The organism is Tardiphaga sp. GW822-FHT04G09, assembly GCF_058800725.1.
Window position 1 is genome coordinate 305301 of sequence record NZ_JBXAMO010000006.1, and the last position, 11445, is coordinate 316745.

General features: G+C 62.1%; 8 protein-coding genes. 4 read left to right on the top strand and 4 right to left on the bottom strand.

The features are described 5' to 3' along the window. Nucleotides 1-8 precede the first annotated feature (8 nt). Nucleotides 9-1910 (bottom strand): extracellular solute-binding protein, encoded by a 1902-nt coding sequence (locus tag AC1RLZ_RS14345; protein WP_493189122.1) that lies wholly within the window; start codon nucleotides 1908-1910, stop codon nucleotides 9-11. Between the two features lie 235 nt (nucleotides 1911-2145). Then, on the bottom strand, nucleotides 2146-2694 hold the full coding sequence (locus AC1RLZ_RS14350; RefSeq protein ID WP_493189123.1) for a c-type cytochrome: 549 nt from the start codon (nucleotides 2692-2694) through the stop codon (nucleotides 2146-2148). A 208-nt stretch (nucleotides 2695-2902) separates the two neighbouring features. On the opposite strand from AC1RLZ_RS14350, the gene AC1RLZ_RS14355 reads away from it, so the two are divergent. Beyond that, complete coding sequence (locus AC1RLZ_RS14355) at nucleotides 2903-3643, top strand: 3-deoxy-manno-octulosonate cytidylyltransferase (protein WP_493189124.1); 741 nt, start codon at nucleotides 2903-2905, stop codon at nucleotides 3641-3643. Between the two features lie 21 nt (nucleotides 3644-3664). Further along, complete coding sequence (locus AC1RLZ_RS14360; RefSeq protein WP_493189125.1) at nucleotides 3665-4537, top strand: prephenate dehydratase; 873 nt, start codon at nucleotides 3665-3667, stop codon at nucleotides 4535-4537. Between the two features lie 9 nt (nucleotides 4538-4546). Here AC1RLZ_RS14360 and AC1RLZ_RS14365 read toward each other — a convergent pair whose 3' ends face one another. Then, entirely contained in the window at nucleotides 4547-4957 is a 411-nt protein-coding gene (locus AC1RLZ_RS14365; RefSeq protein ID WP_493189126.1) for a YciI family protein, read from the bottom strand. An 83-nt stretch (nucleotides 4958-5040) separates the two neighbouring features. Next, nucleotides 5041-6054 (bottom strand): LLM class flavin-dependent oxidoreductase, encoded by a 1014-nt coding sequence (locus AC1RLZ_RS14370; RefSeq protein ID WP_493189127.1) that lies wholly within the window; start codon nucleotides 6052-6054, stop codon nucleotides 5041-5043. 420 nt (nucleotides 6055-6474) lie between these two features. On the opposite strand from AC1RLZ_RS14370, the gene metF reads away from it, so the two are divergent. Beyond that, on the top strand, nucleotides 6475-7374 hold the full coding sequence (metF, locus tag AC1RLZ_RS14375; RefSeq protein WP_493189128.1) for a methylenetetrahydrofolate reductase [NAD(P)H]: 900 nt from the start codon (nucleotides 6475-6477) through the stop codon (nucleotides 7372-7374). Nucleotides 7375-7378: 4 nt separating this feature from the next. Continuing rightward, on the top strand, nucleotides 7379-11224 hold the full coding sequence (metH, locus tag AC1RLZ_RS14380; RefSeq protein WP_493189129.1) for a methionine synthase: 3846 nt from the start codon (nucleotides 7379-7381) through the stop codon (nucleotides 11222-11224). Nucleotides 11225-11445 lie beyond the last annotated feature (221 nt).

An 11445-nucleotide genomic window follows, 5' to 3' on the forward strand; every position in this document is an offset into this window, starting at 1 on the left:
TGTGCTCCTCAAGAGCGCTTGCCGATCTTGGCGGCCTTGTCGGCGTCGTACCACCAGATGGCGGGGAAACCCGACTGCCCGTATTTCGGCGGCTCTGATGGACGACCGAAGCGATCCCAGCGTGCGGTGCGGACCTTGTTGTAGGTCCATTGCGGCACCACGAAGTGATTCCACAACAGCACGCGATCCAGCGCCTTGGTGGCGGCAACGAGATCGTCGCGATCCTTGGTGAAGATCACCCGCTCGATCAGCTTGTCGATCGCCGGATTCTTGATGCCGATGATGTTGCGCGAGCCGGCCATATCGGCAGCCTGCGAGCCCCAGAATTCGCGCTGCTCGTTACCGGGCGACAGCGACTCGGGCCAGGACGCTACGACAACGTCGAAATCCCAGCTCCGCAGCCGGTTCTCATATTGCGTGGCGTCGATGGTGCGAACGGACACGCCAATGCCGAGACGTTCCAGCGACGGTTTGAAGAACAGCATCACGCGCTCGAACGAGGGATCCTCACCGAGCAATTCCAGTTCGAACGGCGCGCCAGTCCTGGCATTGACCAGCTTGCGATCACGGACTTCGTAACCGGCATCCTTCAGCAACTGCAACGCTTCGCGGAGGTTGCCGCGCACGTTTTCAGCGCTGCCGCCAACGGGATTCGTATAGGGCTTGGTGAAAACCTCCGGCGGCACTTCGGCGCGCACCGTCTCCAGAATTTCCAGCTCCTTGCCTTCGGGCAGGCCTGACGACGCGAGCTCGGTACCATCGAAATAGCTGGAGATGCGCTTGTACTGGCCGAAGAAGATCTGCTTGTTCATCTCCTCGAAATCGAACGCATAGTTCAGTGCGCGGCGCACGCGCGGGTCCTTGAACTTGTCGCGGCGAATATTCAGCGCGAAGCCCTGCATGATGCCGGACGAACGGTTGAGGAATTCCTCGAGAATGACGCGCTTCTCGGCAACCGCACGGAAGTCATAGGCCGTCGCCCAGTTCTTCGCGCTGTTCTCGGTGCGCCAATCCACCTGATCGCCCTTGAACGCCTCAAGCGCGACCGTGCCGTCGCGGAAATATTCGTAACGCAGCTCGTCGAAGTTGTTACGGCCGACATTCACATTGAGATCGCGACCCCAATAATCTTTCACGCGCTCGACCGAGACCGAACGGCCCGGCACGAACTCCTTGATGCGATAGGCGGCGCTACCGAGCGGCACTTCCAGTGTCGTACTGCCGATATCGCGCTTGGCGCCGGACGCATTACTGCCTTCCCACCAATGCTTGGGCAGCACGATGAGCTGGCCGACGATCTGCGGCAGTTCACGGTTGCCGGCCGCATCGAAGGTGAACTTGATCTCGCGATCGCCGACTTTCTCGGCTTTCACCACGTGGCGGTAATAGGCGGAATATTGCGGGTGATATTTCTTGAAAGACTCCAGCGAGAAGATCACGTCTTCCGGCGTCACCGGCTTGCCGTCATGCCACCTGGCGTTCGCACGCAGCCGATATGACACCCAGGAATAATCCTCGGGATGGCTGACGGCTTCCGCGAGCAGGCCATATTCAGTCGAGACCTCATCCAGCGACGCTGTCGTGAGCGACTCGTAGATCAGCCCGACGGCACCGGCGATGTTGCCCTTCACGCCGGCCACCGCGATGTTGAAATTATCGAAGGTGCCGATGGCGATCTGGCGGACGGTGCCCCCCTTGGGCGCTTCCGGATTGACGTAGTCGAAGCGCTTGAACTCGGCCGGATACTTGATCTCGCCGAACAGGGACAGCGCATGGCGCCACTCCGCACCTTTAGCCGTGGACTGGGCACTTGCCGCATCGATGACGGAGAGGCTGCCGGCACCACCGATGACAGGGGCAAATACGGCGAAGGCGCTGGTCTGGAGAAGGCGGCGTCGGGAAATCGTCAATGTGCTGAATCCTGTGAACCGGAGCAGTCTATTAGAACAGCCATATAAGGCGAGGGTTCGGCCGATTATGCCGGCTTTTCCGCAGGATACCACCCGTCACGCTGGTTGCATCCTAACGCGTTGCGGCCAAACGTCCCGCTTAAGCTTTGGTAATGCAGATACGAAAACGGCCAGGCTGAGCCTGGCCGTTTGATCGATGATGGATTGTGACGGAACAGCCGTTACGTCGCCGCCTTTACTTGGCCGCCGTCGGCAGCGGCACCGGCGTATCGGCCAGCGACGCCAGATAGGCGATCACGTCGGCGCGCTCGCTGTCCTTCTGAATGCCGGCGAAGCCCATGGCGGTGCCGGGCACGGTGGCCTTCGGATTGGCGATGAACTTGTTCAGTTCCTCGAAGGTCCAGGTGCCACCCTTGGCCTTCATGGCTGCCGAGAAGTTGAAGCCACCCTTGCCCTGGCCAACATGGTCGTTGACGGTGCCGAACAGGTTTGGACCGACACGGTTCGGGCCACCCTTTTCGAAGGTATGGCAGGCGGCGCATTTCTTGGCAGCCGCCGCACCCTTTTCAACCGATGCGGTCTGCAGCAGTTTCTCGATCGGCTCGGACGGCGCAGCAGCGGCCTTGGCGCCACCGGCGGCCTCTTCCTTCACGGCGATATCGTAGCCGGGCTTTTCCATATGCTTCGGTGAAAACACGGCCTGGGCGGTGAAATTCGTCACCAGCAGAATCAGGCAGGTGCCGAGAATGGCGCCCATAATCTTGTTGAGTTCGAAGGAGTCCATAGTCGAAAAGCCCCACGCCGTTTTAGGTCATTGGAAGGCCGCTCCAACGGCCTCGACACACTCAGGAATCATGTTCCTGCGGCCCTCGGGCCTGCCGTTTTGAGATAACGGTTTGCCCATCCTCTGGCAACCCGTATAAACGCCGCTCCCTTTGATCCGCATCATACTTTTCGGGGGGAAGATCACTGGAATCCAGGCCGATTTAGCCATGACAGACACACGCACCCTGGTGCTCATTCCCGCCCGGATGGCGGCCACCCGCCTGCCCGGCAAGCCGCTGCTCGATATTGGCGGCCTGCCGATGATCGTGCATGTCGCACAGCGGGCCAAGGACGCCGGAATCGGCCGAGTGGCCATCGCAACCGATACGGCCGACATCGCAGACGCCGTGACCGCCCGCGGTTTCGAGGCCGTCATGACCTCCCCGGACCACCCTTCGGGATCCGACCGGATTTTTGAGGCCCTGTGCAAACTCGACCCGGCCGGAACAGTGCAGACCATCGTCAACGTCCAGGGCGACCTGCCCACTATTCCGCCCGGCGACATTAGCGCCGCGGTCCGCCTGCTCGACGACCCCGCGGTCGATATCGCGACCCTGGCCACCGAGATCCGCAAGGATGAGGAGCACACGGCGCCAAGCGTGGTGAAGCTGATCGGCTCGCCGGCCGGTCCCGCGCGGCTACGCGCACTGTATTTCACCCGGGCCACGGCGCCCTATGGCGACGGGCCCCGCTACCATCACATCGGGCTTTATGCCTATCGGCGCGCGGCACTCGAGGCCTTCGTCAAACTCGCGCCATCGACGCTGGAGGTGCGCGAAAAGCTCGAACAGCTGCGCGCACTTGAGGCCGGCATGCGGATCGATGCCGCTATCGTGGATTCGGTGCCACTCGGCGTCGACACCCCCGCAGATCTCGAAACCGCACGCCGCCTGCTGGCAAAAACCTGAGCGACTGATACAAGGCCCGCCATGACCATTCCCAAAAATCAGATCATGAAGATCGCATTCCAGGGCGAGCCCGGCGCCAATTCCCACATCGCCATCGTCGAGGCGTTTCCGAATGCCGAGCCGCTGCCCTGCGCCACTTTCGAGGACGCGCTGGCCGCGATCACCTCGGGCGAGGCCGATCTCGGCATGATCCCGATCGAGAACTCGATCGCCGGCCGCGTCGCCGACATCCACCATCTGCTGCCAGCGTCAGGCCTGCACATCGTCGGCGAGTGGTTTCTGCCCATTCACCACCAGATGATGGCGCTGCCCGGCACCAAGCTCACCGACATCAAGACAGTGGAAAGCCACGTCCACGCGCTCGGCCAGTGCCGCCGCATCATTCGCAAGCTGGGGATCAAGGCCATCGTCGCCGCCGACACCGCAGGTTCGGCGCGAACCGTGGCCGAGCGCGGCGACAAGAGCTGCGCCTCGTTGGCCTCCCGCCTCGCTGCCGATATCTACGGACTCGAAATTCTCGCCGAGGACGTCGAGGACGAGGATCACAACACCACGCGTTTCGTCATCCTTTCCAAAGACGCCAAATGGGCGCCGCAGGGCTCCGAGCCGCTGGTCACCAGTTTTGTTTTCCGCGTCCGCAATCTACCTGCGGCGCTTTACAAGGCCCTCGGCGGCTTCGCCACCAACGGCGTCAACATGACCAAGCTGGAAAGCTATATGGTCGACGGTGAGTTCTTCGCCACGCAATTCTACGCCGATGTCGACGGCCATCCGGATGACCGCAACCTCGCTTTCGCGCTCGAAGAGCTGAAGTTCTTCTCACGCGAATTCAGGATCGTCGGCGTCTATCCGGCGCATCCATTCCGCGCGACCTTCGGCGAACCGACCTCGTAACCGGCAGGTTCAGGACGCCGCCGACCTGACGTGATCGGTCAGCGCATGCGTCGCTGCCATGGGCGATCCGGGCAGGAATAGCTGCACCGGACGGATTTCATAGACTGCGGTCGGATTGACGCGGCGCAGATCCCGCGCGGTCGCGATGGCGTCCTCCCGGGTGGCACAATCGACCACATAGAAACCAAGCAATTGCTCCTTGGTCTCGGCAAAGGGACCGTCGATGACCACGCCGGCACCGGGTCCGCGCAGGGTGAATGCACCCTTGGTGCCGCCGAGCCGCGCAGCCGGCCCCATCTGGCCATCGGCTGTCAGCTTCTCGTGAAGCTCGTGAAGATTGGCCATCACGGCCGTGTCTTGATCGGCCGTCCAGGACACGACAACGTCTTCGACGTGATAGGCCAGAATTGCATAGAGCATGTGTTTACCTCGTGTAGTGATGGCGCCGCCCCAAGGACGTTTGACCAGGCCCTGTCCCGACATCGCCGAGTGAATTGTTACGACTACGCCGCCTTCTGCAGCTGAAACGCCTCGGCCAGCAGGCTGTAGGATTTCTTCCGCGCTTCGTGATCATACATCGCGGTGATGACCATCAGCTCATCGGCATGGCATTCGCTGATGAGCGGCTGCAGCTTTTCCATCACGGTCGACGGACTGCCGACAAACAGCCGTGAACGATTGCGCGCGATCTTCATCTTTTCGCTGTCGCTATAAGGATAGGCCAGTGCCTCCTCGACGCTCGGCAGCGGCGCGTATTCGCCGCGGTCGCGGCGAAGGCGATTGAGGTCGGCTGACGAGGCGAGACGTTCCGCTTCCGCATCGGTCTCAGCGGCGATCACGGCGACCGCGAGAATCCCGTACGGCGCCTGGCGCCAGCCGGAGGACTTGAAGCGCGCCCGGTAATGCACCATCGCATCCGCCGCATCATGGGATGCGAAGTGATGAGCGAAAGCGAAACCCATACCGACCTGCGCGGCGAGATCCGAACTGTAGTCGCTGGAGCCAAGCAGCCATAGCGGAGGCAGCGGGACGTCATTGGGCATCGCCACGACGTTGTTATAGGGATGATCTGCCGGGAATTGCCGCGTCTCCCACAGCACCAGCTCGCTCAGCCGTTCCAGGAAGTCATCGCCCTCGCGACCCGCGAGACGGTTACGCAGCGCATAGGCCGTCGCGCCATCCGTGCCGGGCGCACGGCCGAGGCCGAGATCGATCCGGCCGGGGAACAGCGCCTCCAGCATCTTGAAGCGCTCGGCCACCATCAGCGGGGCGTGGTTCGGCAGCATCACGCCACCAGAGCCGACGCGGATATGCTGCGTCACCGCTGCGATCTGCCCGATCATGATTTCCGGCGCCGGACTGGCGACCGACGCCAGATTGTGGTGCTCGGCCAGCCAGTAGCGGACATAGCCGAGACCATCAGCATGTTTGGCCAGATCGATGCTGTTGCGGAGCGCCGCCGCGGGCGGCGTGCCTGACGTGACGACCGAGAGGTCGAGAATGGAGAGCGGGATCATGGGGCCAAGCTAGTGCGTCCATCCGAGAGGGCAAAGAGCGTTCTGGGCGACGCACGCCTCCCCTTGGCGAGCGGCAAAAGAGGGCGCCAACCGTGGGACAAATTGAGGCTTAATTTCATATGGATGATATATGCCCACATTTAGAGAACATCCGCCAAGCAAGCATCGAGCGCTTTAATTGCCAAAATATATCAATATTTCAGTCAATACAACGGCGAGTCCCTCCTGCCCACCGGCCAAAAGAAAACTGAAATTATCTGGGTTATAAAACGGATGTTGGGCCAATTCCCACCCTCAAGCCGCTCGGGATGGGCTATTTCACTATCCGACCATAGCCTATCTTTGTGCAGTGCAGCCAAAACCTCCGGGCTTGGCGCCAGATGACACCCGGTACCGCCCCGCGCGGTGGAGTTCTACGCGATGACCGAGATCAACCCGGCCACATCAACCAAGCTTCCCAATATCTCCTTCGAGTTCTTCCCGCCGAAGACCGAGGAGATGGAGCGCACCCTGTGGGACACCATCGAGCGCCTGGCGCCGCTGAACCCATCCTTCGTCTCGGTGACCTATGGCGCCGGTGGGTCGACCCGCGAGCGCACCCACGCCACGATCGTCCGTCTGCTCAGGGAGACCACCCTCACCCCGGCGGCGCATCTGACCTGTGTCGGCGCGCCGAAAAGCGAAATCGACGATGTCGTGACCCGCTATCATGAGGCCGGCGTCCGCCACATCGTGGCGCTGCGCGGCGATCCGACCACGGGCATCGGCACGGAATATATACCGCATGCGGACGGTTACAAGACCTCCGCCGATCTGGTCTCCAGTATTCGCAACCGTTATCCCGATATCGAAGTCACGGTGTCCGCCTATCCGGAGAAGCATCCGGAGAGCACCGACTTCGATGCCGACATCGATACGCTGAAGGCGAAAGTCGATGCCGGCGCGACCCGCGCCATCACCCAGGTGTTCTTCGACAACGATCTGTACTTCCGCTACCTCGACAAGGTCCGCGCCCGCGGCATCGATATCCCGGTGCTGCCCGGCATCATGCCGATGCATAATTTCAAGCAGGCGCGCGCCTTCGTCACCCGTGCCGGCACCACCGTGCCCGACTGGCTCGCCGCCAAGTTCGATGGCCTCGATAACGATGCCGAGACGCGCAAACTGGTAGCGACCACCGTCGCCGCCGGCCAGGTGCAGAAGCTCGCCAAGCAGGGCGTCGCCGATTTCCACTTCTACACGATGAACCGCGCCGATCTCGTTTTCGCCATTAGTCACCTGTTGGGCTTCCGGCCGAACGGCGCGCAGAAAGCTGCCTGATCTCATGTCCGTACCCGTTTCGCCGAAGCGTACCGAACTTCTTGCCGCCGCTGCCGAGCGCATTCTCGTGCTCGACGGCGCCATGGGCACCATGATCCAGGGCCTGCAATTCGACGAGGCTGCGTTCCGCGGCGAGCGCTACAAGGATTTCCACCGCGATCTGCGCGGCAACAACGACCTGTTGATCCTGACCCAGGCCGACGCCATCGAGAACATCCACGCGCAATATCTGCGCGCCGGTGCCGACATCGTCGCCACCAACACCTTCTCCTCGACCTCGATCGCGCAGGCCGATTACGATCTGCAGGACATCGCCTATGAGATGAGCCGCGAAGGCGCCCGGCTCGCCAAGAACGCTGCCATCACGGTCGCTGCCGAAGACGGCAAGCCGCGCTTTGTCGCCGGCGCCATCGGCCCGACCAACCGGACCGCCTCGATCTCGCCGGATGTCGCCAATCCCGGCTACCGCGCGGTGACCTTCGACGATCTGCGCATCGCCTATAGCGAGCAGATCAACGGACTGCTCGACGGCGGCGCCGACCTCCTGCTGGTTGAGACCATTTTCGACACGCTGAACGCCAAGGCGGCGCTCTATGCGATTGCCGAGATCTGCGAAGAACGAAATATCGACGTGCCCGTCATGATCTCGGGCACCATCACCGACAAATCCGGCCGCCTTCTCTCCGGCCAGATGCCGGAAGCGTTCTGGAATTCGGTGAAGCACGCACGGCCCGCCACCATCGGCTTCAACTGCGCGCTCGGCGCCGAAGACCTGCGCGCCCATATTGCAGATATCGGCCGCGTCGCCGATACGCTGGTTTGCGCCTATCCGAATGCCGGCCTGCCCAACGAATTCGGCCAGTATGACGAGAGCCCGGAGTTCATGGCCAAGCTGATCGGCGAATTCGCCGCGAGCGGTCTGGTCAATGTGGTCGGCGGCTGCTGCGGCACCACGCCGAACCATATCGCGGCCATCGCCAAGGCGGTCGCGCCGCACAAGCCGCGCATCGTCCCGGAGATCGAGCCACGCCTGCGCCTGTCTGGTCTGGAGCCGTTCGAGCTGACCTCGACGATCCCCTTCGTCAATGTCGGCGAACGCACCAATGTGACCGGCTCGGCGAAATTCCGCCGGCTGATCACCGAGGGCGACTATACGTCGGCACTTCAGGTGGCGCGCGATCAGGTCGAGAACGGCGCGCAGGTCATCGACATCAATATGGACGAAGGCCTGCTCGATTCAGAGAAGGCGATGATCGAGTTTCTCAATCTCGTCGCCTCCGAGCCCGACATCGCCCGCGTTCCTGTCATGGTCGACAGTTCGAAATTCCACGTCATCGAAGCCGGCCTGAAATGCGTTCAGGGCAAGCCGATCGTCAATTCGATCTCGATGAAGGAAGGCGTGGAGAAATTCATCCACGAAGCCAAGATCGCGCAGCGTCACGGCGCGGCCGTGGTCGTGATGGCCTTCGACGAAGTCGGCCAGGCCGACACGTTCGCGCGCAAGACCGAGATCTGCAAACGCGCTTACGACATTCTGGTGGGTGAGCTGAACTTCCCGCCGGAAGACATCATCTTCGATCCCAATATCTTCGCCATCGCCACGGGCCTCGAAGAGCACAACAATTACGGCGTCGACTTCATCGAGGCGACACGCTGGATCCGGCAGAACCTGCCGCATGCGCATATTTCCGGCGGCGTTTCCAACCTGTCATTCTCGTTCCGCGGCAACGAGCCGGTGCGCGAAGCGATGCATTCGGTGTTCCTGTATCACGCCATCAAGGCGGGCATGGACATGGGCATCGTCAATGCCGGCCAGATGATCGTCTATGACGACATCGATCCCGAGCTGCGCCAGGTCTGCGAGGACGTCATCCTCAACCGCGATCCCGGCGCCTCCGAGCGGCTGCTCGAACTGGCCGAGAAATTCCGCGGCCAGACCAAGCAGGCCAAGGAACAGGATCTCGCCTGGCGCGAATGGCCGGTGGAGAAGCGCCTGAGCCACGCGCTGGTGCACGGCATCACCCAATATATCGACGAGGACTCCGAAGCCGCGCGTCTCACCGTGGCGCGCCCGCTGCATGTCATCGAGGGCCCGTTGATGGCCGGCATGAACATCGTCGGCGACCTGTTCGGTGACGGCAAGATGTTCCTGCCGCAGGTGGTGAAGTCGGCCCGCGTGATGAAGCAGGCGGTGGCCTACCTGATGCCTTTCATGGAGCAGGAGAAGGCCGACAATCTCGCCGCGGGCATCGCCGGCGACGGCCGCAAGAATGCCGGCAAGATCGTGCTCGCCACGGTGAAGGGCGACGTGCACGACATCGGCAAGAACATCGTCGGTATCGTGCTCCAGTGCAACAATTTCGAGGTCATCGACCTCGGCGTGATGGTACCCGCGTCGAAGATCATCGAGACTGCCAAGCTTGAGGGCGCCGACATCATCGGCTTGTCCGGCCTGATCACGCCGTCATTGGACGAGATGACGTTTCTGGCCGGCGAGATGGAGCGGCAGGGCCTGACCATGCCGTTGTTGATCGGCGGCGCCACCACCAGCCGCGTGCATACGGCGGTGAAGATCGATCCGAACTACCGCGCCGGCGCCGTGGTGCATGTCAACGATGCCAGCCGCGCTGTGGGCGTCGCCTCGTCGCTGCTGTCCGCTGACAAGAGCGTGGCCTATGCCGCTGAAGTCCGCGCGGATTACGCGAAGATCTCGGCAGCGCATTTCCGTGCGCAGCAGGACAAGAAGCGGCTCAGCCTGACCAAGGCGCGTGCCAATGCCCATGTCGCGGACTTCACCAAGACTGTGCGCAAGCCGACCTTCCTCGGCATCAAGACATTCAGCGATTACTCGCTCGAGGAGCTCGCCCGCTACATCGACTGGACGCCGTTCTTCCAGACCTGGGAGCTCGCGGGCCGCTTTCCCGGCATCCTGACCGACAGCGTCGTCGGCGAGGTCGCAACCTCGCTCTACGAGGACGCGCAGAAGATGCTGAAACTCATCGTCGAGGAGAAGTGGTTCACTGCCAAGGCCACCATCGGCTTCTGGCCGGCCAATGCGGTGGGCGACGATATCCGCCTCTATGCGGATGACAGTCGCGAGGCTGAAATCGCGACGCTACATACGCTGCGCCAGCAGCTCGAGAAGCGCGAGGGGCGCTTCAACGCCGCGCTCTCCGACTTCATCGCGCCGAAATCGTCGAACGTGCCGGATTATATCGGCGCCTTCGTGGTCACCGCCGGCATCGGCGAGGACATCATCGCCGACCGCTTCAAGAACGCCAATGACGACTACTCGTCGATCCTGTGCAAGGCGCTGGCCGACCGCCTCGCCGAAGCCTTTGCCGAGCGTATGCACGAGCGCGTGCGCAAGGAGTTCTGGGCCTATGCGCCGGACGAGAATATCTCGACCGACGACCTGATCCTGGAGAAGTATCAGGGTATCCGCCCTGCTCCCGGCTATCCCGCGCAGCCCGATCACACCGAGAAGGCAACCATCTTCAAGCTGCTCGATGCCGAGAACACCGCAGGCGTGACCCTCACCGAAAGCTACGCCATGTGGCCGGGCTCGTCGGTATCCGGGCTCTATTTCAGCCATCCGGAGAGCTATTATTTCGGCGTCGGCAAGATCGAGCGCGATCAGGTCGAGGAATATGCCGCGCGCAAGAACATGAGCGTCGCCGAGGTGGAACGCTGGCTGGCGCCGGTGCTGAACTACATTCCGGGTGCCGGTGCCGAGCCTGCGCCGGTCGCTGTGCCTGCTCCGGCCAATGACGAACTCGCGACCCATCCGCCGGGATGTAACTGCGCGGTGCATCTGATGTATCGCGGCAAGAAGGTCGGAGCGAAGTAAAGCGCTTCCTTCTTCCCTCCCTTTTGGGGGCGGTAGCCTCGACTCTTGCTTCTGCGTTATCGGGCATGGTGGTGCACAGCGTAGGATGGGTAGAGCGCAGCGAACCCCATCACTGTCATGTTTCTTGATGGATGGGTTTCGCTGCGCTCTACCCATCCTTGTATTAGCGTGTTGCGCTATAGTGGCCTCGTTCCGTGAGGAATGGCCCAGCCCGGGTGGCC